Origin of the sequence: Alkalimonas delamerensis, assembly GCF_030717955.1 — a bacterium.
GTDB classification, from domain to species: Bacteria; Pseudomonadota; Gammaproteobacteria; order Enterobacterales; family Alteromonadaceae; genus Alkalimonas; species Alkalimonas delamerensis.
Genome location: NZ_JAUZVY010000002.1, coordinates 67,057 through 89,602, shown reverse-complemented (window position 1 = coordinate 89,602; position 22,546 = coordinate 67,057). Strand labels below are relative to the sequence as shown.

Below are 22,546 nucleotides of genomic sequence, written 5' to 3'. Positions count from 1 at the left end.
GATCTTTTTCAAGTTTGAGCTGCCTAGAGCAACAGCTTAGACCAGTTAAACTTAACTCAATCGCACAGAAATCGCTAGCTGAAAACAAGGCTTCTATCGCAAAAGATGAAAAAAAAGTGCAAAAAGCGTATGCTGTCTGCCTTTCAAACGAGGACCCAGACTGCAATGAAGAGTTATCAGGCTCCGCCTAATGCCCTGGCGGATAAAGTCATTTTAGTGACCGGTGCCGGTGATGGCATTGGTAAAGAAGCAGCGTTGACATTCGCCCGACATGGCGCAACGGTTATCTTGCTGGGAAAAACCACGGCAAAACTGACCGCAGTCTACGATGCCATTTGTGCACAAGGCTGGCCCGAGCCTGCCATCGTGCCGTTGGATTTAAAAGGCGCCAGCCAAAAAAACTACCAGGATATGGCCGCCACCATCGCCAGTGAATTTGGTCGACTGGATGGCCTGCTGCACAATGCCGGCATTTTAGGCGGTTTAGCTCCCTTTGAGCACATCAAAGCCGATATCTGGCAGGATGTGCTGCAAGTCAACCTGACAGGACCCATGCTAATGACCCAGGCCTTGATGCCGGTACTGCGCAAAGCGCCACATGCCTCGGTGGTCTTTACTTCATCCGGCGTTGGACGTCAGGGCCGGGCCTACTGGGGCAGTTATGCGGTTTCCAAGTTTGCCACCGAAGGCCTGATGCAAACACTGGCCGACGAGTACGCTGGCAGCAATATTCGGGTCAATTGCATTAACCCGGGCGCAACCCGCACCAGCATGCGGGCCAGAGCCTACCCAGCAGAAAATGCCCAACAACTTAAAACACCCGCCGACCTGATGTGGTTGTATCTGTATCTGATGGCCGATGACAGCCTGGATGTCAATGGGCAGTCGCTGGACGCCCAGCCTAAATAGTGCCCGTCCTGAAAGGCGGGCACTAGCGCAGTGCAGGGATGCGCTGCCATTTTCACTGCGTGGTAACGCATTGAAAATGCGAGACAAATGGAAATCGAAATTTTCATTTGTCGTTCCAGAATAAGGGCAGGAGCCCGTTTCTGGATGAAAACTAAATAAAGTTGCACCGACTGATTAAAAAAGCCCTGCAGCCAATTGACTGCAGGGCTTTTGTTGATGAAGTCAACTTAGTAAGCCGTTACTTCGGCTCTAAAATCTCACCACCGTGTTGCTGAGCCCATTGATTCCAGACTTGAACTTTGGCATTGAAGTTTTTAATGGCTTGCTGCTCAGCATCTGCCAACAAAGCCTGGACTTCTTTTTGATGTTTTTTACTGACATCGGCAAATGATAGAATTGAAATGCCACGATCACGCAGTCCCTGCTTCATGGTGTGGGTTTTTAAAAGCTGCAACTTACCGCCATCCACATAAAAGTATTGTTTTTCTTTATTGATGGACTTTAGCTTAGGTTTCACCGGACGTTTTTCCGTCACAACATCAGTGCTTGCTGGCGCCAGCTCATGCTGTACGGATATGCCTAACTGCTGAAGAGTAAAGCCCTTTTGGCGAACCAGCTCTTCGACCTCGGCCAAAGCTTCGGCTTCACGTTGCCGGCTTTCCAGTACATCATTCAATTGCCGGATTACTTCTTGTAACTTAACAACGGTTAGTTCTTCCGCTGCTTTTTTTAAAGCTTTTTTATCGCTTAATACAGACATAAACTCTCCTGAACAATTCACTTTAGACATACAATAAAATACACACTATCCTAGCACAGCCAGCTTATTGTACTCCAGTCATGTGTTTAAAGCAGAACTGTTTTATTGCCGTGGACAAAGACCCTATCTTCCTGAATAAGTTTCAGTGCTTTGGTTAAAGCCGCTTTTTCAACATCACGACCGGCCTTTGCCATATCCTGCGCACTGTAATTGTGATCGACCCGGCTGACCATTTGCTCAATGATAGGCCCTTCATCCAGCGCATTATTGACAAAATGGGCCGTTGCACCAATGATTTTTACACCGCGTTCAAAGGCTTGCTGATAAGGCTTGGCGCCAATAAAAGCCGGTAAAAAACTGTGATGAATATTGATAATACGCTCGGGGTAACGTTCGACAAAGTCCGGTGTTAATATCCGCATAAATTTAGCCAGCACCAAATAATCCGGTTGATACGACTCAATCACTTCCAGCAGGGCTTGCTCATGGGCCTGGCGGCTCTTATCCAGATGGCAGACATGATGAAAAGGAATGCCAAAGCGTTCTGCTAAATCCGCCAGCTCCGGGTAATTGCCCACCACAGCAGCAATATCCAGTTGCAAGCTACCATCGAATACCTTCATTAAAATATCGCCCAGGCAGTGCGATTCACGTGTGACCAATATCACCATGCGCTTGCGACGACTGACCGGCAATAAACTGCGTTCACTGCCTGCGGGCAGCATTTGGTCCAGTTGCTGCAGCAGAGCAGCGTCATTAAATTGGCCTTCCAGTTCGGTCCGCATGTAAAACTGGCCCGATACCGGATCAACGTACTCGGTATTGCGAATAATATTAAGCTGGTGCTCAAAGCAGATACCGGTTATACCAGCAATCAATCCTTTCGAGTCCGGGCATTCTGTTCTTAAAATTTTACGTTCCATAGCTGCTCACTGCTTTTATTCATGCCAAACCTTTTATTGGGGGGGCAAACTTTTATTGTCCAGATGAACATAGTACGACGCAACCATCCAGAAATAAAGACGTCTAAATCAGCAGCGTTCAATGAAATGGTAGTTTAAGACGTTAACTGGCATACTAAGTCATTGTTTAGTGCAGACCTTCGACAGCATGCAGCAGTGTACCTTTGATGTTATCGCGACAATCCAGTCCCCTTACAAACAGAAATTCGCCATCCCCAGGCAGCCGGGCCTGGTTCCTGAAGCCAAGGCTCAGTTGATATTTGCTCCGGAGTTCAACGCAGAGCCCTTTATTCGTGGCATCGAAGAGTTCAGCCATCTGTGGCTGGTATTTGTATTTCACGAAACAGCAGGCAAAGGCTGGTCGCCCATGGTACGCCCACCACGGCTGGGAGGGAATCAGCGTAAAGGTGTGTTTGCCACCCGAGCGACCTTTCGGCCTAATCCAATTGGCCTGTCGGTCGTACAATTGGAAGGCGTACGCTGTGTCAACAAACAGTGGCAGTTGGATTTAGCAGGAATTGACTTACTGGATGGTACCCCCATCCTGGATATCAAGCCCTACTTGCCTTATTCGGATGCCATCCCGGATGCTCAGGCAAGTTTTGCCGACAGCGCCCCGGAAACCGGCATGACCGTTAGCTTTTCTGCCGAGGCAGAGCGCTATTGCCAGAGTCAAAACCACCAGCCTGAATTAAAGTTATTGATTGAAAAGGTGTTAAAACAAGATCCGAGACCACCTTATAAAAAGAAACAGACTGGCGAACAGAGCTATGGTATGACACTCTATAATCTAAATATTCAATGGAAAGTGACAGGAGATCATCACTATGTCTATGCGATCACTCCCCTTGGTGACTCTACTGATTAGTGGCAGTGCACTGGCTTTGCCCCCTCTGCCCGAACCGGTCAGCAACAACGCCGTCGCCAGCGCAACGGTGCGCGGTAAAACCTACGTGATCAGCATGATGGGCATAGGCCCCGGTAAAACTAGCCAGGATTTGCACAACAAAGTCTGGGTGCATACGGTCGGGGAGTTTGGCTGGAGCAGCATGCCGGATGTGCCCAGCCAGTCGCGCTTGGCCGGACGTGTCGCAGCCAATGCAGTGGCGTTGAACAACAACTTTTTTGTTTTTGGCGGTTACAGCATTGACCGTCAGGGCAACCGCACGACCTCGGCTGAGAGTTACCGTTTTAACCCGGTGACCCAGCGCTACAACAGAGTCAATCCAATTCCAGTGCCGGTGGACGATAGCCTGGCCCTGACCTATCAGGACCGTTACATTTATCTGATTGGAGGCTGGAGTGATGATGGCGCCGTCAATCTGGTGCAGGTGTTTGATAACTTTACCCAGCAGTGGAGCCAGGCCAGTCCGATGCCTGGGCGAGCCACCTGGGGCCTGGCTGGCGCTCTGGTCGAGGACACCATTGTTTTTTGCGATGGCGTCGGCTTGAACTACCAAAGTGGCGAGCGTGTTAAAGCGACCGAGCCAGCCTGCTACCAGGGCAAAATTAACCCCCGCAATGCACTGCGCATTCAATGGCAACCCATACCCCACCCTACAGGGCAGGCACGCTTTCGGATGGCAGCCATTGATACCCAGGTCGATGGTGAACCTGTTGCCGCCTTTATCGGTGGCAGCCAGACCTTTTACCACTTTGATGGCAGCAATGAGCAAGGCAAAAAAGCAGAGCCTGAAGCCAATGTCTGGCTGTATGCGCCGAAAAAGCAGCAATGGCTGGAAGCCAAACCGACCACTGCGGTGATGGACCTGCAGGGTCTGGTCAAGGTAAACGACCAAATTTATTCCATTGGCGGCATGTTGGCCGATCAAGTAGTGACACCTCAGGTCATTCCCCATGCAATCGAGCGGGCAAAATAGCTGCAGAAAGGGCATGGCGTTGCTGCCATGCCCTTGCTAGAATACGGCAATTTTTCGAACCGCAGACAGGGTCACCCATGCGCAGCAGTCAGTACTTACTCGCCACTATGAAAGAAAACCCGGCCGATGCTGAAGTCATCAGCCACAAGCTGATGCTCCGTGCCGGCCTGGTCCGTCGGCTGGCTTCCGGTCTTTATACCTATTTGCCTACTGGCGTTCGCACCTTGCGTAAAGTCGAGCGTATTGTTCGCGAAGAGCTGAACAAGGCCGGCGCCATCGAAGTCTTGATGCCGATGGTGCAAAATGCTGAGCTCTGGCAGGAGAGTGGTCGCTGGGAACAAATGGATGCCGAATTGTTGCGCTTTCAGGACAGACACCAGCGTGACTTTGTGCTGGGTCCAACTCACGAGGAAGTCATCACCGACTTGATCCGGCGGGAAGTGACCAGCTACAAGCAGTTGCCACTGAACCTGTACCAAATCCAAACCAAATTCCGCGATGAGCGCCGCCCACGCTTTGGCGTGATGCGTGCCCGCGAGTTTCTGATGAAAGATGCCTACTCTTTTCATCTGTCGCAGGAAAGTTTGCAACAAACGTACAATGCTATGTACCAGGCCTACAGCAATATTTTCACCCGGCTGGGACTGGATTTTCGAGCAGTACTTGCCGATAGCGGTGCCATTGGTGGCAGTGTCTCGCACGAGTTCCATGTGTTGGCCAGCTCGGGCGAAGACGCCATCGCTTTTTCAGACAGCAGCGATTACGCCGCCAATGTCGAAATGGCCGCAGCCTTACCCCCCCAAGGTGAGCGCCCGGCGCCATCGCAGTCACTGACCAAAATCAGCACTCCGAATGCTGGCAGTGTCGAGGACGTTGCAGCCTCGCTGAAAGTAACCCCTGCTCAAATTGCCAAAACCCTGATTGTGCGTGGCAGCACCGAAGATGGTGAAGACTCAGGCTTTGTTGCTCTGGTGTTGCGTGGTGATCATCAGCTCAATGCCCTCAAAGCGGAAAAACACCCTCGAGTGGCCCAACCGCTGACCTTTGCCACCGATGCCGAAATTGAAGCCTTAACCGGCGCTCAACCTGGCTCAATTGGCCCTGTTGGCCTTGAGATCCCGCTGGTGGTCGATCACAGCGCTGCGCATTTAAGCGACTTTGTTTGTGGTGCCAACCAGAATGAGCATCACTTGACAGGCGTCAACTGGCTTCGTGATATCGCTGACTTTGAAACCAGCGATTTGCGCAATGTGGTCAGTGGTGACGCCAGCCCTTGCGGCCAGGGCGTGCTCGAAATCCGCCGCGGCATCGAAGTTGGCCATATTTTTCAGTTGGGCGACAAATACTCTCAAGCGATGAAAGCGGGTGTGCTGAACGAAGAAGGCAAGAATCAGATCCTGACCATGGGCTGTTATGGCATCGGTGTCTCCCGTATTATGGCCGCTGCCATTGAGCAGAACCATGATGAGCATGGCATCATCTGGCCGGATGCCATTGCGCCATTCCAAATCGCCATTATTCCGATGAACATGCACAAGTCCGTGCGGATCCAGCAAGCGGCCGAGCAGCTGTATCAGCAATTAACCGAGGCCGGTTTTGAGGTACTGTTTGATGATCGCAAAGAGCGGCCCGGTGTGATGTTTGCTGATATGGAGCTGATGGGCATTCCGCATCAAATCGTGATTGGTGAGCGCAACCTCGACCAACAGCAGGTGGAATACAAACATCGACGGAGTGGCGACAAATCGCTGTTGCCGCTGGATCAGGTGCTCACTGAAATGCAGAGCAAACTGCAAAGCGCTTAAGCGCAGCAATCAACGCAAAAGGGCAGCCAAAGCTGCCCTTTTCTGTTGTCTGAGGTACCGGACCTTTAATCGGCTTGCTCCGCCTGCAAAGCCTCTTCCAGCTCAACCGGGCTCACGACGACACCGGGACCCTCGGTATCCGGGAAAACAGCAATCGCCAGCTCATCGCTTTCCAGTCCGCTGGTCCACTTTTCCAACCAGGTTGCCAACGGAATGGACTGCGCCTGACACTCACTCCACTCACCATCAATCCAGCGCTCTGCCAGTTCGGCATGTGGCCAGACGGGAATGCAGCGCTCATCTTCGGCACTCACCAGTACAAAGCCTTCATCATCAACCAGGATCCAAATGGCATCCAGATCCACCACAGCATGAACAAAATAATCGTAGCGCTGTTCCGGAGTCAGTTGCTCCAGACTATTCAACTCGTCACGACTTAATGCGTATTCCATAAGATTCCTCTCTCTGGCAGCAAGCCAGTCTCAATCATTTATCCGAAAAACAGCAGCCACAACAACCGCAACCAAATTACCCAAAGTACGGCGCAGCTGTATATAAAGGTACGAAAACGCCAACGCAAACGGTTGCTGCCGGTGTGGATCACCGCATGAATGACCCGCAGCAGCAGATAGAAAGCCCCCATCAACACAAAAGCAGAGTCCGCCAGCCCCTGCTGCACAATAAAGACCACCGCGAACAGATACAGCATCGGCATTTGAAATTGATTGTCAAAATTCCGTCCGGTTGCGATCACCTGGGCGCTGGCTTTCTCCAGCTGCATCAGCTGAAACGCATCCATCGATAACTCACCTCGCCGCGCGGCAGCAAAGCGTCGCCGCCCCATCAAAATCAGCACCACACTGGTCAGCAGCACCTGCCCAAACACCGTTAACAACAACCACTTTTCCATTTAGCAATCACTCATTCGGCCATTATCTGGCACAGCTTATAGCATCCGCATAGCGGATGCCAGCACTGCACCGCTTATGCCAGCAATCGCCTGCAATTCCTGTGGTATACTGGCCAAAATCTATTCTTTGTTGTGTAGCGGAATCGCCATGGCTCAACTGTATTTTTACTACTCGGCAATGAATGCCGGCAAATCCACCTCTCTGTTGCAAAGTGCCTACAATTATCAGGAGCGTGGCATGCAGGTCGCCTTGTTTACTGCCGCCATCGACAACCGCTTTGGCAAAGGGCTGATCAGCTCCCGCATTGGCTTGTCGATGCCAGCCACCTGCTTTGATCCTCAGTTTAATTTCCACCAACATCTGAGGCAACAAGCTGCCGATTGCGTGCTGATTGATGAAGCGCAGTTTTTAACCCGGAAGCAAGTCCGCCAGCTGACCGATGTGGTGGACGAACTGGGGGTCCCGGTGTTGGCTTATGGCCTTCGTACGGATTTCACCGGCAACACTTTTGCCGGCAGTGAAGCCCTGCTGGCCTGGGCCGATAAACTTGTCGAGCTCAAGACCGTCTGCCACTGCGGCCGCAAAGCCAACTTTGTGGTGCGATTGGATGCGGATGGCAACCCCAGCCGGCAGGGAGAGCAAGTACAGATTGGTGGCAATGAACGCTATGTATCCATGTGCCGGGCTCACTTCAAAGCTCTGGTCTGGGCCAGTGACCAACAGGAGAGATTTTGTCAGCCGGAGAACTCTGAGTTATGCTGATGTTGGATTCTGAGGTTGATGAGACCATGCATGCCCGCTGAGCAAAAAGAGACACCCCATTTTTGGGCCATTATCGACGCCCTGCCCGTTGCCGTCTTGTACAAAGATACGGCCAAACCGCAGATCTTTGCCAACAAGCAAGCCTTATTGCTGATGGGGTTGCCCAGTACAGAGAGTGTGCTGACACTGACCGATATCCGTCGAATTGAGCTGCTTGACCCGGACAGTCAGGAAGCGCTTAGTCTGGTACAAAACCCCTTGTTATTGGCGCTCAGTGGCTCGGTCCTGCAGCAAAGTGTGCTACTGGCCCCCAGTCAAATCAAGTTGCAGCTGGATGCCAGGCTGATTCAACTGAGCTTTACCTTAAGCAACTCTGTCTTGATTACCCTGACCCGCGAACAGCATAAACCGGGTGAACAGCTAAAAAAAACCTCAGTCCAGCACACTGAGGAGATGGAAGAAGCACTGGCGTTTGACAAGCTGATATCGCTGATCTCCGCAGAGTTGATCAATGTCCAGCCTGAGAAACTGGACAATCACATTGAAGATGCTCTGAGCGCTTTAGGCGAATTCTGCCATGCTGATCGCAGCTATGTGTTTTTGTTTCATGACGACACATCAATGATGAGCAATACTCATGAATGGGTTAGATCCGGGGTATCATCCCATCAAGACCAACTGCAAAATGTTCCAGAATCCGCTTTACCCTATTTTTGGCGTGTACTGCAAGAGGAGTATATTTTTGCTGTCTCCGATGTTCAGCAGTTGCCACTGCAAGCTGTATTGGAAAAACAGGAATTTGAAAGCGAGGACATTCAATCCGTCCTTTGTGCCGCCATGGTCAGTGACGATCAGTTGCTTGGCTTTGTTGGCTGCGACATGGTAGCGCGCAAGCGTGCCTGGACCGCCTCCGACATCCGGCGCCTAAAGTTGGTAGGCAATATGATTGGCAACACCATTCAGAACATCAACTACCGATTATCGCTGCAACAAGTCCAGCAGGAGCTGGTGCAAGCCAATGCAGAGCTGCAGGAATTAGCCAGCAGGGATGGGCTGACTGGCATTGCCAATCGCCGTAAATTCGATACCTTGTTGCAGCAGGAGCTCCATCGCAGTGCCCGACAGCAACAACCCCTTGGCCTGATCATGATCGACATCGATTACTTCAAGCGCTACAACGACTACTATGGCCACCTGGCCGGTGATGATGTGTTAAAGCAGGTCGCTCAGCAATTGCAGCAGGTGTTAAAACGTGAGGGAGAGGTGGTGGCCCGCTATGGAGGAGAAGAGTTTGCGATTGTGGTGCCAGCCTGCACAGCCGAGAGTCTGCATCAATTGCTGGATGCATTGCAAGACCGAGTGAAGCAACTGGGCATTGCCCACCAACAGGCGCCCAACCAACAACTGACCATCAGTCTGGGAGCCAGCCTGATCGAGCCCGATAAAACCACCACGGCCCATCAACTGATCCAATTGGCGGATAAAGCGTTGTACCAGGCCAAAGCGGCAGGTCGAAACCAGGCGAAAACTTTCCCGCCAGTAGCTGACGGGAAAGCGCAGTCCTAAGCCCTAAACGTTAGAAACGATAACTGGCACCTAAAGTGTACACATCTTCACCGGTTTCAAAGCTATCAAAGCTTGCCTCAGCCCGAAGTGCCAGATTCGGCATTGGGAACCACTGGCCACGCACCGTGAATGAGTCACGGTCCTGACTGATGATGTTCTTGGAGCGCCAATCGTACATCAAGCCCAGTGACAAGGTTTTACCAAAATAATAATCACCACCGAAGCTGTAAGCATTGCGGCTGGTGCTCCGCAAATCACGGTAACTGGCCTCAACATTCAAATGATCACCAGTTGGCAACCGCATCAAGCGTTTGGTACTAAAACCGAACTCGGTGCGGGTACCCATACCATCCGGGCGGCTATGATTGATGTCCAGCGTAAGCAGCCAATCGGACTCCATAAAATAACCCAACCGGGTTAATGCCGAGCGCTCGCTGGAGCGATTGATGCTTTCAAAATCAAAGCCAACATAAAAGTCATGGTTGCCATCCATGTACTCACCACCAATCCGCCAGGAAGAAAAGCTCTGCTTAATGCCCTCTTCTTTTAACGTTCCCCGCAGATAATTGCCGTAGACACTGCTGTTACGACCCAGAAAAGCGGCTTCTGCTAAAGGCGCTGCCACATTGATTTGAACCGGGGTCAGGTAGTAACGGTGGGACATGTCGTAGCGCTGTAAATCCGCTTGCTCAACATCGCCCCATTGAAAGTCCAGACCAGACTCATGCTGATAATTCGAAGCCATGGCACTTAGAGACAGTACTGAACACAGGCTAGCGACCAAAGTAAGTTTCATCGTTGTTATCCTTAATCAGGGTAAAAAACATGGCGGCATGCTATCGTCTTGAAACTTAATCAAAACTGAATAGCAACAGCCAGCAAAGTGTTATCAAACGCACAGCGCTGCAATTGACCAAAGGGTGAGCTAACTGTCCAGCAAACGCTGCAATTGCTGCAGTTGGTCACGGCAGGCTGCAGCCTGCTCAAATTCCAATTGCTCAGCATGCAGTCGCATTTGGCTTTCCAACCGCTTAACCTGCTGTTGCAGTGACGCTTTATCTTGCTGGTAGCTCGCTGCAGTTTCTGCAACGGCTGCCAAAGGCTCTGGCTCCTGAGCCAAATCCATCACATCGGTGACCTTTTTATTCAGTCCTTTTGGGGTTATGCCATGCTCAGCATTGTGGGCCATTTGCTTTTGACGGCGTCGCTCGGTTTCATCCATTGCCCGTTGCATCGAGCCGGTAATGCTATCGGCGTACAAAATGGCTCTGCCATGCAAATTACGCGCGGCCCGACCAATGGTTTGTATTAATGAGCGATCAGAACGTAAAAAGCCTTCCTTATCGGCATCCAGAATCGCAACCAGCGACACCTCAGGAATATCCAGCCCTTCACGCAACAAGTTAATACCGACCAGCACATCAAAAACCCCGAGTCGCAAATCCCGAATGATTTCAACCCGCTCAACCGCATCGATGTCGGAGTGCAAATAACGCACTTTGACCTGATGCTCCTGCAGGTAGTCGGTCAAATCTTCTGCCATTTTCTTGGTTAAGGTGGTCACCAGCACCCGTTCATTGCGTTTGGCCCTGAGCATGGCTTCAGACAGTAAGTCATCAACCTGGGTTGCTACCGGGCGAATCTCAATCTCCGGATCCACCAGGCCGGTTGGCCGCACGACCTGCTCCACCACTTCACCCTCCGACTGCTCCAGTTCATAACGCGCTGGCGTCGCTGAAACATAAATGCGTTGGGGCGCAATGCACTCAAACTCTTCAAAGCGCAGCGGTCGATTGTCCAGCGCCGATGGCAGTCGAAAGCCATAATTCACCAGGTTTTCTTTACGGGAACGATCCCCTTTGTACATGGCACCAATCTGTGAAATGGTAACATGAGACTCATCAATGAACATCAGACCATCGGCCGGAAAGTAATCCAACAAGGTTGGCGGTGGCTCGCCGGGCTCCCGGCCAGACAAGTAGCGCGAGTAATTCTCAATGCCGGAGCAATACCCCAACTCCACCATCATCTCAATATCGAACTGAGTACGCTGAGACAAACGCTGCTCTTCCACCAGTTTGTTTTCTTCCAGCAGCTGCTGCCGGCGCTGCTGCAGCTCCACTTTAATGGCTTCAACCGCCGCCAGAATTTTCTCCCGGGGTGTCACGTAGTGTGTTTTCGGGTAAATGGTGTAGCGTGATACAACTTTATCCACAGCACCGGTCAAAGGGTCAAACAGACTGATGCGCTCTACTTCATCGTCAAACAGCTCGACCCGTACCGCCAGACTGTCCGACTCCGCCGGGTAGATATCAATCACATCGCCGCGCACCCGGTAACTGGCCCGCTCAAAGGCCATGTCGTTGCGCTGATACTGCAACTCTGCCAGCCGCCGCAGTATAAAGCGCTGATCCAGGGTATCCCCCTGACGCAGATGCAGCAGCATTTTCATGTAGGACTCAGGATCGCCTAGACCATAGATGGCTGAAACCGAAGCAATAATCACCACATCGCGTCGCTCCATCAAGGCTTTGGTGGCCGACAAACGCATTTGCTCAATGTGTTCATTGATGGAGGCATCTTTTTCAATAAAGGTGTCGGTGGAAGGAACATAAGCTTCTGGTTGGTAATAGTCGTAATACGATACAAAGTACTCAACCGCGTTATCCGGAAAGAAAGCTTTCATTTCACCATACAGTTGCGCCGCCAGCGTTTTATTGTGCGCCATAATCAGGGTTGGCCGGCTTACCTGTTGGATAATGTTGGCCATAGTAAAAGTTTTACCAGAGCCGGTCACACCTAATAGGGTTTGATGCGCCAGCCCGGCTTCCAACCCCTCCACCAACTTTGCAATCGCTGTGGGCTGATCACCAGCAGGCTGGTAGTCCGACACCAATCGAAAGGCTTTCATCCTGTTACCTCCTGCTGCGGCTGTGCCTGGTTCAGCTGCTGCAAAGCGCGATGAAACCAGCAGTAGCTAAGCGCCGACATGCAAAGATTGGCCAAGACACAGCCAATAAACAAGCCAACCAAACCAGCAAACTGGCTCCCCAACCAGGCGAAGGGCAGATAAAAAACAAACAAACGACAGATGCTGAGCACCAGTGCTTGCAAGGGCAGGTGCAGCGCATTCAGCGACGAATTGGTTAAAATAATCAAACCCTGCAGGCCATAGCCTAGTGGCAGGATCCATAAAAACCATTGGATCCACTGCTGCACAACAGGATCCGCCGAAAACAACCGACTGAGCGGAATGGCCAATAAAGCCAAAACAACATAGACAAGCAGTTGCCAGCGTACAATAAAGCCAAGACTAAGCTGGTAGGCCTGCCTTACCCGGCCAAGCAAGCCGGCACCATAATTTTGACTGACCAAAGGTGGCAAGGTGGTGGACAAGGCCAAAATCACCAGGCACGCCATGCTTTCCAACCGGATCCCAACGCCAAAAGCTGCTACCGCCTCAGGCCCGTAACCCGCCACCATGGCCGTCAACACCGCCATAGCGATTGGTGTCAGCATATTGGCTCCAGCCGCCGGAAAGCCAATGCGCAAAATTTTGCGGTAAATCGGCAGCGCCTGACGCAGCTGAAGCCAACACCGTTCAACCAACTGGCGCTGTCGCAACACAAAGAGCACAGCCAGACTGCCACACAGCCAGGACACCACACTGGCCAAAGCAGCACCTTGCATGCCCAACTCCGGGAAAGGCCCCAGGCCAAAAATCAGCACAGGATCCAGCACCGCGTTCACCAAACCGCCGGTAGCCATAATCCAGGCTGGCAAGCGGGTATCACCGGCGGCACGCAAAATACTGTTACCAATCATTGGGGTCATCAAAAACACAGCACCTGCCAGCCAAATCAGCATATACTGACGGATCAGTGGCAAAATATCGTCACTGGCCCCCAACAAACGAAACAAAGCATCGTGAAACCACCACACCAAAAGCGACAGCAGCAGCATCAAAAAAGCAGCCAACCACAGCGCTGCTAAAGCATCGGCTCTTGCCGTGTCATACTGCTCACGTCCCAAAGCCTTGGCAATGATCGCAGAGGTGCCAATGCCAAGGCCAATGGCGAGACTAATCATGGTAAAGGTAATCGGGAAGGTGAAACTGATGGCAGCAAGCTCATGCGTACCCAACAGACTAATAAAAAAGGTATCCACCAGATTGAAGCTCATCAGCGTCAACATGCCAAACAGCATCGGTACCGTCATCCGGTACAGTGTTGAGCCAATATCATTCTGTAACAACGCGCCTTTGTTTGGAACGGCCATGCCTGCAACCGGTTGCACCTGGGAGGCGCTATTGTAATGAAAAGCAGCCGCTGATACCACGGCAGTGCTTAGAAAGCTGACACAGATATCACAATTCGTAATTTAGTCCACACCTCTGCAGACAAGTTAAATCTTTTGCCTTACCTCAGCCCGCTCTTCAGTCCACCACCCAAAAACCACCAAGCGACTGATAAATAACAAGAAATTATTTTACACTTAGCCTCTTGACCAAGCTGTACGCCTTGTATTTCCTACCTTTAACGATACCATAACCAGATAACTCACAGACTTACCCACAACTTCTGTGGGTAAGTCTGGTTGGTGGCATTTTTATTGGTAATTGGTACCGATTTTTCCACCCAGCCGAACGGCAGTTGCACAATCTGTATTCAAGCAGTTGGAAAAAGCAAAAATGAGCAGGCTTTCCTGTTGACAGGGTTCTGCACTGGCATTAGTATTGCCGCCGTTGTTTGCTGTTCCTCAGTAGCTCAGTTGGTTAGAGCGGCGGACTGTTAATCCGTAGGTCGTTGGTTCGAGCCCAACCTGGGGAGCCAACAGCAACACAACCATAGTGCAATTCCTCAGTAGCTCAGTTGGTTAGAGCGGCGGACTGTTAATCCGTAGGTCGTTGGTTCGAGCCCAACCTGGGGAGCCACCCCCCTTGCACAAAGCATCAAAATTCCTCAGTAGCTCAGCTGGTTAGAGCGGCGGACTGTTAATCCGTAGGTCGTTGGTTCGAGCCCAACCTGGGGAGCCATACAAAAGACTCTACATCCTGCCCCCCAATATTAGGCTTTCATCTTTAAATTCTTCGATAAAGATTTATTTTTGCACAATTTTTTGCTTTAATTCAGGGCAAAGGACTATAACTATACTAAGTGAACTCTAAAAAGGGTGTCCTAACGATGAGGCTTTCACTTGGATATCTATACGTCATTCTTCCACACGGACGCATCCGACAACGCTATTAAATTGATGCAGGTGGTTAGCCGATGAAAACAATGTTACAGCTTCTTTTTATCCAGTTGCTTTTTGCTGCGCTGCTAAGTGCTCTGATAGCCATGTTTCACTTAAATGCTTTCAGCAATCAGGTGGAACAGACAGAGCGACAAACCAGCAGGCTGCTGCAGCAACTGCTGGTCGGCACCTCGGACGAGGATGCAGAAGAACTGGGCTCAAGCTTACGACAAACTCAAGCACTGCAGCAGCTGGTTATCAGTGATGCCAATGGCACCTCCTTATTTCAGTTCAACAACCCAAGCCGGGATAGCGGACTGACCGCTGCCCTGCTAAACTGGCAAGACTGGCAGCCGCAAAGCTTGCGCATTCAAGATCCGGCTACCGGCTTACAACTTCGTTTTACATACAACCACAGTGATCTGCTGGCAGCCACGAACCGGCAATTGCAACATAGCCTGGCTCTAATTCTCCTCATAAGCTTGCTGCTGGCGCCTGTGCTATTCTGGCTGCAACGCTTTAGTTTTCAACGCAGCAGCCATCAACTGAACACGCTGATCGAGCAGCTTACTCAGGCGCCATCGGAATCCATCCCTATTGAGCTTCGTCCAGAAGGCTTTGCAGGTACCGTTGAAAAACTGGAGCAGTTGGCTCAAAGCACCGTCAAGAAATTCAGTGAGCTGTCAGCCAATGCCCGCCAGGTCACAGAGGATGCCTACAAAGATACCGTCACCGGCTTACCCAACCGCAACCGCTTTGTTCAGCACTATGAAGAACAGCTGACTCAGGATGGCAAAGTCGACTTCGGCATCTTTGCCATCACCCGATGTACTGAGCTGCAAAGCTTAAACCAAACCCGTGGCTATCAGGAAGGCGACAAATACATTCAGGAAGTCTGTGCCATTCTCGATAAGTTGGTGCGCTCCTACAGTGGCGCACAGTTGTACCGTTTGAACAGCTCAGACTTTGGCATCTTGTTGCCAAGAGTCACCGCCAAAGAGGCAGAAAACTTTGCCGTCCAGTTGCAGAGCCGACTGAATCAGTATCAGCAAACTGCGGAGCTGGAGTCCGTCGCTTACACCGGGCTGGTGAGCTACGAAAATGGCCGCGCTTTGGGCGAGCTGCTGGCCATTGCTGATACCTCCATCAGCCTGGCTCAAACCAAACAAGCCAATGCCTGGCATTTACAAAAAGAGTCGGCAGGCCTGGAAACCGCAAGCTATGGCTATGGCAATCAAAACTGGCGCAATGTGATTGATGATGTGCTTGCGAACAATCGCATCAGCTTGCTGGCGCAAAGCATTCAACCCGCCAAGCGAACAGGCAATGCTTACTCAGAAATTTTAGTCCGCTTTAAAACCCAGGAAAATCAGGTGCTGCCAACAGCTTCCTTTCTGGCGATGGCTGAAAAACTGGACCGGATTATTGCCGTGGATCGTTTGATCATCGAAACGGCCCTGACCACCATTAAAAACAAAAACCTGCAGGATCAGTATTTCGGTCTCAATTTATCCAACCGCTCTGTGCACGATGACCAGTTTGTCATTTGGCTGGAGCGCCGTTTGCTGAAAGATGCCACCATTGCATCCCGACTTATTTTTGAAGTCACCGAGTTTGGTATGCAACAAAACCTGAAAACCAGCAAGCGTTTTATTGATATGGCGCACCGTGCTGGTGCCAGAGTCACGGTAGAAAAGTTTGGCGTTGGCATTACGTCCTTCAAGTTCTTCCGCGAACTGAAACCAGACCATATTAAAATGGATGGCAGCTACACCCGCCATATCGACGACGACAAGAACAACCAATACTTCTTGCGGCTAATGATCGATCTGGCACATCGCATCGGCGTCAGTGTTTTTGCCGAGTCGGTTGAAACCCAGGAAGAAAAGCACATGCTCGACTCCTTGTTTATGGATGGCTGTCAGGGCTATTACATCGGTAAACCCAACCCACTTTAAAGCCGGCTTTTCACCGACAGCCAACGGATAACCCTACTGGCTGTCGGTTGTTATCCGGCTGGCTTCAGCGCATAATAGCGCCCTTACGTCAGCAACCTGAACACTATGACCGAATTTTTACTTCTGCTTATCAGTACCGTGCTGGTCAATAACTTTGTGCTGGTGAAATTTTTGGGGCTTTGCCCTTTCATGGGGGTTTCCGGCAAGCTGGAAACCGCCATCGGCATGTCGCTGGCAACCACCTTTGTACTGACCCTGGCTTCGGTTTGCAGCTACCTGGTGGATCACTACCTGCTGGCCCCATTCGATTTGCTCTACCTTCGGACCTTAAGCTTTATTTTGGTCATCGCGGTGGTGGTGCAATTTACCGAGATGGTGGTGCACAAAACCAGCCCAACACTTTACCGTTTGCTGGGGATCTTTCTGCCGCTGATTACTACCAACTGCGCAGTACTTGGTGTCGCCTTGCTCAACGTCAATGCCGGCTACAACTTTGTCCAATCACTGGTGTTTGGCTTTGGCGCTGCTGCCGGCTTTTCACTGGTGCTGATCCTCTTTGCCGCCATGCGTGAACGTCTGGCAGCGGCCGATGTGCCGGTGGCCTTTCGCGGCGCCGCCATCGCCATGGTAACGGCAGGCTTGATGTCGCTGGCCTTTATGGGCTTTACCGGTTTGGTGACACGCTGATGATCACCACTGCTTTACTGATTTTAGGTGCGCTGGCGCTGGTTTTCGGCGCAATTCTGGGCTATGCCGCCATTCGTTTCCGGGTGGAAAGTGATCCACTGGTCGAACAAATAGACGACTTGTTGCCGCAAACGCAGTGCGGTCAATGTGGCTATCCCGGGTGCCGGCCTTATGCCGAGGCCATTGCCAACGGCGACGACATCAACAAGTGCCCACCCGGTGGTGAAGCCACCGTCCGCAAGCTGGCTGATTTGATGGGGGTTGAAGCCAAGCCTTTGCACGAAGAAGCACAAAATGCGGTGAAGAAAGTCGCCTTTATTCGGGAAGACGAGTGCATTGGTTGCACCAAATGCATCCAGGCCTGCCCGGTCGATGCCATTGTCGGGGCAACCCGCCAAATGCATACGGTGATTGCCGATGAGTGCACTGGCTGCGATCTTTGTGTCGAGCCCTGTCCGGTGGATTGCATCGACATGATCCCGCTGCCTGAGACCCCGGAGCGCTGGAAATGGGATTTTAACAGCATCCCAGTACGAATGATTGAGGCCGATTAATGCAGTCGTTATTGGATAAAATTGCTGCAGGACAGCTGTGGAGTTTTCCCGGCGGGATCCATCCACCTACCCGCAAGGCCGTACTCAGCAAAAAAGGCATCGACAGCCTGCCGTTACCAGACCGGCTCTACCTTCCATTGCGCCAACACATTGGCGTGGCCGGCAGTTGCCTGGTGCAAAAAGGCGACCATGTGATGAAAGGTCAGCCTTTAACGCAGATAGACAGCTCGATGTCGGTGCCGGTGCATGCACCAACTTCAGGCCTGATCCTCGCGGTACAAGAACACACCAGCCCTCACCCATCGGCCTTGCCAGAGCTTAGCATCGTGCTGGAGCCAGATGGCCTGGACGAGTGGCGGGAGCGCAGCCCGCTCCCCTCCGCTCAGTGGACCCCAGCCAGCCTGCTTGAACGGATCCAGCAAGCAGGCATTGCCGGTATGGGCGGTGCAGGCTTTCCAACCAGTTTAAAATCCGCCGTGCAACAACCGGTGGAGTTTTTAATCATCAATGGCGTGGAGTGCGAGCCGTACATCAGTGCCGACGATGCCTTGATGCAGGAGCAGGCCGAAACCATCGTTCAGGGCATTGAGATCCTGCAGCACATTTTGGCGCCCAAGGCTGTTTTGATTGCGATTGAAGATGACAAGCCTCAGGCGATTCAAGCGATGCAGCACGCCATCGGCGGCCGGGATAACTGGTTTTTGCGCGTGGTACCCACCAAGTACCCTTCTGGTGGTGAAAAGCAACTGATTCAATTGCTGACCGGACAGGAAGTGCCCAATGGCCGTCGCCCTATTGATATTGGCTGCATGATGTTCAATGTCGGCACTTGTTTTGCCATTGCCCAGGCAGTGCTGGACGACATTCCTTTGATTGCCCGTGTGGTCACCTGCGCCGGTGATACCTTGCAACAACCGCGCAACCTCTGGGTGCCACTGGGCACGCCGGTGAGCGATCTGCTGCATTTTTGCGGCTTTCAGCCCGAGCGCAAACAAAGGGTGATTATGGGCGGTCCAATGATGGGCTTTGCCCTACCCGACTTGTCGGCGCCGGTGATTAAAACCAGCAACTGCATTCTGGCCCCCAGTCGCAACGAACTGCCTGCCGCAGGCGAGGAAATGGCCTGCATTCGCTGCACGGCTTGTGCCGAAGCCTGTCCGGCCAGCCTGCTGCCGCAGCAACTGCTTTGGTTTAGCAAAGCCAAAGACAGCGAGAAACTGGACGAGTACAACCTGGCCGACTGCATTGAGTGTGGCGCCTGTGCCTATGTCTGCCCCAGCGAAATACCGCTGGTGCAGTATTACCGGGTGGCCAAAGCCGAGATCCGCGAGCAACAACGTGAAGCGTTAAAAGCCGAACAGGCCAAAGCCCGCTTTGAAGCAAGAAAAATCCGGCTAGAAACCGAAAAGCTGGAGCGGCAGCGTCGCAACGAGCAGCTGGCCGCTGAACGTGCCGCCAAACAAGGTCAGGCCAACGATCAGGCCGTCACCGCTGCGCTGGCCCGTGCCAAAGGGCAGCAAGCAAGCCCGGAGCCTCAAGCTGAGCCTGCGACTACCGCAGCGCCTGCAAAGACCACTCAGGCAACAAGCCAAGACCCACGTAAAGCCGCCATCGCCGCGGCTCTGGCCCGAGCCAAAGCGAAAAAGCAAACCGATGCAACGGCTGAAACAGTTGCCAGCAGCGACAGCAACGAAACAGCCACGCCAGTACAAGACCCGCGAAAAGCCGCCATTGCCGCTGCGGTAGCTCGAGCCAAAGCAAAAAAGCAAGCCGATACGGCAGCCGACACCGCTGCCAGCGACAGCAATGAACAGGTCGAAACGCCGGCGGCAGTAGAGGATCCGCGTAAAGCCGCCATTGCGGCGGCGGTAGCTCGTGCCAAGGCAAAAAAGCAAGCCGAAGCGGCAGCCGACACCGCTGCCAGCGACAGCCCTGAACAGATCGAAACACCGGCGGCAGTAGAGGATCCGCGCAAAGCCGCCATTGCGGCGGCGGTAGCTCGTGCCAAGGCAAAAAAGCAAGCCGAAGCGGCTGCCGACACCGCTGCCAGCGACAGCAATGGACATGTCGAAACACCGGCTGCAGCAGAGGATCCGCGTAAAGCAGCCATTGCGGCTGCGATAGCCCGCGCCAAAGCAAAAAAACGCAAGGAAACTGACCCGCAATGAGTTTACGCATCGCCAGCTCACCGCATCAGCACAATCAAAAAACCACCCGCCAGTTGATGCTCTGGGTGGTTGTGGCCGCTGTGCCCGCCATTGCTGTTCAAAGCTACCTGTTCGGCTATGGGGTGCTGGTGCAGCTGGTGCTGGCCATTAGTACTGCCTGGGCCAGTGAAGCCCTGGTGCTGATGCTGCGTGATAAAACCATTTTGCCTCGTTTAAAAGATCACAGTGCCCTGGTGACAGCAGTGCTGCTGGCCGTATCCATCCCGGCCTATGCTCCCTGGTGGCTGGTGGTGCTGGGCACGGCCTTTGCCATCATTATGGTGAAGCAATTGTACGGTGGCCTTGGCTTTAACCTCTTTAACCCGGCAATGGCAGCCTATGTGTTGTTGCTGATTGCCTTCCCGGTACAGATGACGCAGTGGCTGCCGCCGACATCCTTGCAGCAGCATGCACTGGGGCCGATGGATGCCGTCTGCACGGTCTTTAACCAGGCCAGCTGTCAGGGCGTACCGCTGGAGCAGTTGCGGCTGGATGCCGATGGCATGACCATGGCCACCCCACTCGATACCGCCCGCACCGATCTCACCATGGGCCTGACCCTGCCCGAGAGCTTTGACAAGCCCATTTTCCAAAATGATTTGGGCGTCGGTTGGTTCTGGCTGAACCTGGCCTGGCTGGCCGGCGGCTTGCTGCTGCTGCAACAGCGGGTGATCCAGTGGCGCATTCCGGTCAGTGTGCTGGGTTCGCTGGCCCTGTGCAGCCTGATTGCCTGGTCCATCAACCCCGATACCCAGTTGTCGCCGGTTTTCCAGCTCTTCTCCGGTGCCACCATGCTGGCAGCGTTTTTTATTGCCACCGATCCGGTCAGCGCCTCCACCACCGCCCGAGGGCGCATCTACTATGGCGTGCTGATTGGCGTGCTGGTGTTCGTGATCCGAGGCTGGGGCGGCTACCCCGATGCCTTTGCCTTTGCCGTCTTGCTGGCCAATATGACGGTACCCTTGATTGACTATTACACCAGGCCCCGGACCTACGGCCATAAAATTCCACAGGAGCGGCCATGAACCCAATTGGTAAAAACGCGCTTTTGCTGGCGTTGATCGCGGTTATTTGCGTGCTGTTGCTGAGCGTGCTCAATCAATTAACAGCGCCCCGCATTGCCGAGCAACGGCTGGCCAACCGGCTGGCTCTGTTGCACGACGTCCTGCCGGCCGCTCAGGAGCAGCAATTGCTGCATGACTGTGTGCTGATCAGTGCCCCTGAATGGCTGGGCAGCACCCAGCCACAAGCGGTGTTTCGCTGGCGTGAACAGGGCGAGGTGAGTGCCTATGTGGTGGAAACTACCGCACCAGATGGCTACAGTGGCGCCATCGATCTGATGGTGGCCATTGCCCCCGATGGCACTGTGCTGGCAGCCCGCACTTTAGCTCACCAGGAAACACCGGGATTGGGCGATAAAATTGAATTGCGTAAATCGAACTGGATGCTCGGATTTAACGACAAGCGTGTGCAGCCAGACGACCTGCGCCCCTGGGCGGTGCGTAAAGATGGTGGCGATTTTGATCAGTTTACCGGCGCCACCATCACGCCACGAGCCGTAGTGGGTGCCGTCAAGCGGGCAGCGCTTTTTATTCAACAGCATCCTGAGCTGGCCGATGCCGCAGCCAATTGCGAGGGGGTCTGACATGCACACCAACTACAAAGAACTGGCCACCCAAGGACTGTGGAGCAACAACCCCGGTCTGGTGCAACTGCTGGGACTGTGCCCTTTGCTGGCTGTCACCAATACCGTGACCAATGCCCTTGGGCTTGGCCTGGCAACTCTGCTGGTGCTGCTCGGCTCCAATCTGGTGGTCTCGTCCATCCGCAACTGGGTGCCACGGGAGATCCGCATCCCGGTCTTTGTACTGGTGATTGCCTCTTTTGTAACCGCCGTTCAGCTGCTGATGAATGCTTTTACCTATCAGCTGTACCTGGCGCTGGGGATCTTCATTCCACTGATCGTCACCAACTGTGCCATTATCGGCCGGGCCGAGGCCTTTGCTTCCAAAAACCCGCTCTTACCCTCGGCCTTTGACGCCCTGATGATGGGGCTGGGTTTTGCCGCCGTGCTGGTGGTGCTGGGTGGCATGCGGGAGCTATTGGGTCAGGGCACTCTGTTTGACGGCGCGGATGCCCTGCTCGGCCCTTGGGCCACGGTGCTGCGGATTGAGGTGCTGGCGCTGGATCATTACTTTCTGCTGGCCTTGCTACCGCCGGGTGCCTTTATTGGCATGGGCTTGCTGATCGCTGCCAAGAACGCCATCGATGGCCGCAAACAGCGCAAACAGCAGGTGAAAACCGAAATCACCCGCGCCAGAGTAACCGGAACCATAGTGTAAACACCCAG

General features: G+C 52.9%; 20 protein-coding genes and 3 tRNA genes. 16 read left to right on the top strand and 7 right to left on the bottom strand.

Going from position 1 to position 22,546, the window contains the following annotated elements:
* Positions 1 to 165 precede the first annotated feature (165 nt).
* Positions 166 to 909: a YciK family oxidoreductase gene (locus Q3O59_RS04965; RefSeq protein WP_305944523.1), complete on the top strand. Its 744-nt coding sequence runs from the start codon at positions 166 to 168 to the stop codon at positions 907 to 909.
* Positions 910 to 1,147: 238 nt separating this feature from the next.
* Here Q3O59_RS04965 and Q3O59_RS04960 read toward each other — a convergent pair whose 3' ends face one another.
* Together Q3O59_RS04960 and purU are read right to left on the bottom strand one after the other, a co-directional pair.
* Positions 1,148 to 1,699, bottom strand: a complete 552-nt coding sequence (locus tag Q3O59_RS04960) for an H-NS family histone-like protein (protein ID WP_305944522.1) — start codon at positions 1,697 to 1,699, stop codon at positions 1,148 to 1,150.
* Positions 1,700 to 1,755: 56 nt separating this feature from the next.
* Positions 1,756 to 2,592 (bottom strand): formyltetrahydrofolate deformylase, encoded by an 837-nt coding sequence (gene purU / locus Q3O59_RS04955; protein ID WP_305944521.1) that lies wholly within the window; start codon positions 2,590 to 2,592, stop codon positions 1,756 to 1,758.
* A gap of 187 nt (positions 2,593 to 2,779) precedes the next feature.
* Between purU and tsaA the strand changes: the two genes are divergently transcribed.
* The 3 genes from tsaA to Q3O59_RS04940 all read left to right on the top strand — a co-directional run bounded on the left by tsaA (position 2,780) and on the right by Q3O59_RS04940 (position 6,316).
* Positions 2,780 to 3,499, top strand: coding sequence for a tRNA (N6-threonylcarbamoyladenosine(37)-N6)-methyltransferase TrmO (gene tsaA / locus Q3O59_RS04950; protein WP_305944520.1), 720 nt, complete (start codon positions 2,780 to 2,782; stop codon positions 3,497 to 3,499).
* Entirely contained in the window at positions 3,459 to 4,511 is a 1,053-nt protein-coding gene (locus Q3O59_RS04945) for a Kelch repeat-containing protein (protein ID WP_305944519.1), read from the top strand. The genes tsaA and Q3O59_RS04945 overlap by 41 nt, the downstream gene beginning before the upstream one ends.
* Before the next feature lie 77 nt (positions 4,512 to 4,588).
* Complete coding sequence (locus Q3O59_RS04940) at positions 4,589 to 6,316, top strand: proline--tRNA ligase (protein ID WP_305944518.1); 1,728 nt, start codon at positions 4,589 to 4,591, stop codon at positions 6,314 to 6,316.
* 65 nt (positions 6,317 to 6,381) lie between these two features.
* Here Q3O59_RS04940 and Q3O59_RS04935 read toward each other — a convergent pair whose 3' ends face one another.
* Both Q3O59_RS04935 and Q3O59_RS04930 read right to left on the bottom strand, forming a co-directional pair.
* Entirely contained in the window at positions 6,382 to 6,768 is a 387-nt protein-coding gene (locus Q3O59_RS04935; RefSeq protein WP_305944517.1) for a DUF2750 domain-containing protein, read from the bottom strand.
* Between the two features lie 38 nt (positions 6,769 to 6,806).
* Positions 6,807 to 7,226, bottom strand: coding sequence for an MAPEG family protein (locus Q3O59_RS04930; RefSeq protein ID WP_305944516.1), 420 nt, complete (start codon positions 7,224 to 7,226; stop codon positions 6,807 to 6,809).
* 148 nt (positions 7,227 to 7,374) lie between these two features.
* Here Q3O59_RS04930 and Q3O59_RS04925 point away from each other — a divergent pair, with 148 nt between their 5' ends.
* Together Q3O59_RS04925 and Q3O59_RS04920 are read left to right on the top strand one after the other, a co-directional pair.
* Positions 7,375 to 7,989 carry a thymidine kinase gene (locus Q3O59_RS04925; RefSeq protein WP_305944515.1) on the top strand — a complete coding sequence of 205 codons (615 nt, stop codon included), beginning with the start codon at positions 7,375 to 7,377 and terminating at the stop codon, positions 7,987 to 7,989.
* 30 nt (positions 7,990 to 8,019) lie between these two features.
* Entirely contained in the window at positions 8,020 to 9,555 is a 1,536-nt protein-coding gene (locus tag Q3O59_RS04920; RefSeq protein ID WP_305944514.1) for a sensor domain-containing diguanylate cyclase, read from the top strand.
* A 10-nt stretch (positions 9,556 to 9,565) separates the two neighbouring features.
* Here Q3O59_RS04920 and Q3O59_RS04915 read toward each other — a convergent pair whose 3' ends face one another.
* From Q3O59_RS04915 to Q3O59_RS04905, 3 genes are all read right to left on the bottom strand, one after another.
* Positions 9,566 to 10,351 carry a putative porin gene (locus Q3O59_RS04915; protein ID WP_228592360.1) on the bottom strand — a complete coding sequence of 262 codons (786 nt, stop codon included), beginning with the start codon at positions 10,349 to 10,351 and terminating at the stop codon, positions 9,566 to 9,568.
* Positions 10,352 to 10,480: 129 nt separating this feature from the next.
* The gene (gene uvrB / locus Q3O59_RS04910; RefSeq protein WP_305944513.1) at positions 10,481 to 12,466 is read right to left on the bottom strand and encodes an excinuclease ABC subunit UvrB; all 1,986 of its coding nucleotides are present in this window, start codon (positions 12,464 to 12,466) and stop codon (positions 10,481 to 10,483) included.
* Entirely contained in the window at positions 12,463 to 13,833 is a 1,371-nt protein-coding gene (locus Q3O59_RS04905; protein ID WP_305944512.1) for an MATE family efflux transporter, read from the bottom strand. The genes uvrB and Q3O59_RS04905 overlap by 4 nt, the downstream gene beginning before the upstream one ends.
* A 477-nt stretch (positions 13,834 to 14,310) precedes the next feature.
* Here Q3O59_RS04905 and Q3O59_RS04900 point away from each other — a divergent pair.
* From Q3O59_RS04900 to Q3O59_RS04855, 10 genes are all read left to right on the top strand, one after another.
* A tRNA-Asn gene (locus Q3O59_RS04900) sits at positions 14,311 to 14,387 on the top strand.
* 24 nt (positions 14,388 to 14,411) lie between these two features.
* Positions 14,412 to 14,488: transfer RNA gene (locus Q3O59_RS04895), tRNA-Asn, on the top strand.
* Positions 14,489 to 14,513: 25 nt separating this feature from the next.
* Positions 14,514 to 14,590, top strand: a tRNA-Asn gene (locus Q3O59_RS04890).
* A 235-nt stretch (positions 14,591 to 14,825) separates the two neighbouring features.
* A complete protein-coding gene (locus Q3O59_RS04885) occupies positions 14,826 to 16,748 on the top strand; it encodes an EAL domain-containing protein (RefSeq protein ID WP_305944511.1) in 1,923 nt (640 codons plus the stop codon).
* Positions 16,749 to 16,853: 105 nt separating this feature from the next.
* On the top strand, positions 16,854 to 17,435 hold the full coding sequence (gene rsxA / locus Q3O59_RS04880; RefSeq protein ID WP_305944510.1) for an electron transport complex subunit RsxA: 582 nt from the start codon (positions 16,854 to 16,856) through the stop codon (positions 17,433 to 17,435).
* The gene (gene rsxB / locus Q3O59_RS04875) at positions 17,435 to 17,989 is read left to right on the top strand and encodes an electron transport complex subunit RsxB (protein ID WP_369812353.1); all 555 of its coding nucleotides are present in this window, start codon (positions 17,435 to 17,437) and stop codon (positions 17,987 to 17,989) included. The genes rsxA and rsxB overlap by 1 nt, the downstream gene beginning before the upstream one ends.
* Positions 17,989 to 20,157 (top strand): electron transport complex subunit RsxC, encoded by a 2,169-nt coding sequence (gene rsxC, locus Q3O59_RS04870; protein ID WP_305944509.1) that lies wholly within the window; start codon positions 17,989 to 17,991, stop codon positions 20,155 to 20,157. Before rsxB ends, rsxC begins: the two co-directional genes overlap by 1 nt.
* Positions 20,154 to 21,221 carry an electron transport complex subunit RsxD gene (gene rsxD, locus Q3O59_RS04865; RefSeq protein ID WP_305944508.1) on the top strand — a complete coding sequence of 356 codons (1,068 nt, stop codon included), beginning with the start codon at positions 20,154 to 20,156 and terminating at the stop codon, positions 21,219 to 21,221. The genes rsxC and rsxD overlap by 4 nt, the downstream gene beginning before the upstream one ends.
* The gene (gene rsxG, locus Q3O59_RS04860; protein WP_305944507.1) at positions 21,218 to 21,841 is read left to right on the top strand and encodes an electron transport complex subunit RsxG; all 624 of its coding nucleotides are present in this window, start codon (positions 21,218 to 21,220) and stop codon (positions 21,839 to 21,841) included. The genes rsxD and rsxG overlap by 4 nt, the downstream gene beginning before the upstream one ends.
* 1 nt (position 21,842) lies before the next feature.
* Positions 21,843 to 22,538 (top strand): electron transport complex subunit E, encoded by a 696-nt coding sequence (locus Q3O59_RS04855; protein ID WP_305944506.1) that lies wholly within the window; start codon positions 21,843 to 21,845, stop codon positions 22,536 to 22,538.
* The last annotated feature ends 8 nt before the right edge of the window (positions 22,539 to 22,546 follow it).

What these genes read in the sequence shown, in the direction of transcription:
- Q3O59_RS04965 (WP_305944523.1), top strand. Translation starts at nt 166, where the DNA reads ATGAAGAGTTATCAGGCTCCGCCTAATGCCCTGGCGGATAAAGTCATT.
- Q3O59_RS04960 (WP_305944522.1), bottom strand. Translation starts at nt 1,699, where the DNA reads ATGTCTAAAGTGAATTGTTCAGGAGAGTTTATGTCTGTATTAAGCGAT.
- purU (WP_305944521.1), bottom strand. Translation starts at nt 2,592, where the DNA reads ATGGAACGTAAAATTTTAAGAACAGAATGCCCGGACTCGAAAGGATTG.
- tsaA (WP_305944520.1), top strand. Translation starts at nt 2,780, where the DNA reads ATGCAGCAGTGTACCTTTGATGTTATCGCGACAATCCAGTCCCCTTAC.
- Q3O59_RS04945 (WP_305944519.1), top strand. Translation starts at nt 3,459, where the DNA reads ATGTCTATGCGATCACTCCCCTTGGTGACTCTACTGATTAGTGGCAGT.
- Q3O59_RS04940 (WP_305944518.1), top strand. Translation starts at nt 4,589, where the DNA reads ATGCGCAGCAGTCAGTACTTACTCGCCACTATGAAAGAAAACCCGGCC.
- Q3O59_RS04935 (WP_305944517.1), bottom strand. Translation starts at nt 6,768, where the DNA reads ATGGAATACGCATTAAGTCGTGACGAGTTGAATAGTCTGGAGCAACTG.
- Q3O59_RS04930 (WP_305944516.1), bottom strand. Translation starts at nt 7,226, where the DNA reads ATGGAAAAGTGGTTGTTGTTAACGGTGTTTGGGCAGGTGCTGCTGACC.
- Q3O59_RS04925 (WP_305944515.1), top strand. Translation starts at nt 7,375, where the DNA reads ATGGCTCAACTGTATTTTTACTACTCGGCAATGAATGCCGGCAAATCC.
- Q3O59_RS04920 (WP_305944514.1), top strand. Translation starts at nt 8,020, where the DNA reads ATGCCCGCTGAGCAAAAAGAGACACCCCATTTTTGGGCCATTATCGAC.
- Q3O59_RS04915 (WP_228592360.1), bottom strand. Translation starts at nt 10,351, where the DNA reads ATGAAACTTACTTTGGTCGCTAGCCTGTGTTCAGTACTGTCTCTAAGT.
- uvrB (WP_305944513.1), bottom strand. Translation starts at nt 12,466, where the DNA reads ATGAAAGCCTTTCGATTGGTGTCGGACTACCAGCCTGCTGGTGATCAG.
- Q3O59_RS04905 (WP_305944512.1), bottom strand. Translation starts at nt 13,833, where the DNA reads ATGGCCGTTCCAAACAAAGGCGCGTTGTTACAGAATGATATTGGCTCA.
- Q3O59_RS04885 (WP_305944511.1), top strand. Translation starts at nt 14,826, where the DNA reads ATGAAAACAATGTTACAGCTTCTTTTTATCCAGTTGCTTTTTGCTGCG.
- rsxA (WP_305944510.1), top strand. Translation starts at nt 16,854, where the DNA reads ATGACCGAATTTTTACTTCTGCTTATCAGTACCGTGCTGGTCAATAAC.
- rsxB (WP_369812353.1), top strand. Translation starts at nt 17,435, where the DNA reads ATGATCACCACTGCTTTACTGATTTTAGGTGCGCTGGCGCTGGTTTTC.
- rsxC (WP_305944509.1), top strand. Translation starts at nt 17,989, where the DNA reads ATGCAGTCGTTATTGGATAAAATTGCTGCAGGACAGCTGTGGAGTTTT.
- rsxD (WP_305944508.1), top strand. Translation starts at nt 20,154, where the DNA reads ATGAGTTTACGCATCGCCAGCTCACCGCATCAGCACAATCAAAAAACC.
- rsxG (WP_305944507.1), top strand. Translation starts at nt 21,218, where the DNA reads ATGAACCCAATTGGTAAAAACGCGCTTTTGCTGGCGTTGATCGCGGTT.
- Q3O59_RS04855 (WP_305944506.1), top strand. Translation starts at nt 21,843, where the DNA reads ATGCACACCAACTACAAAGAACTGGCCACCCAAGGACTGTGGAGCAAC.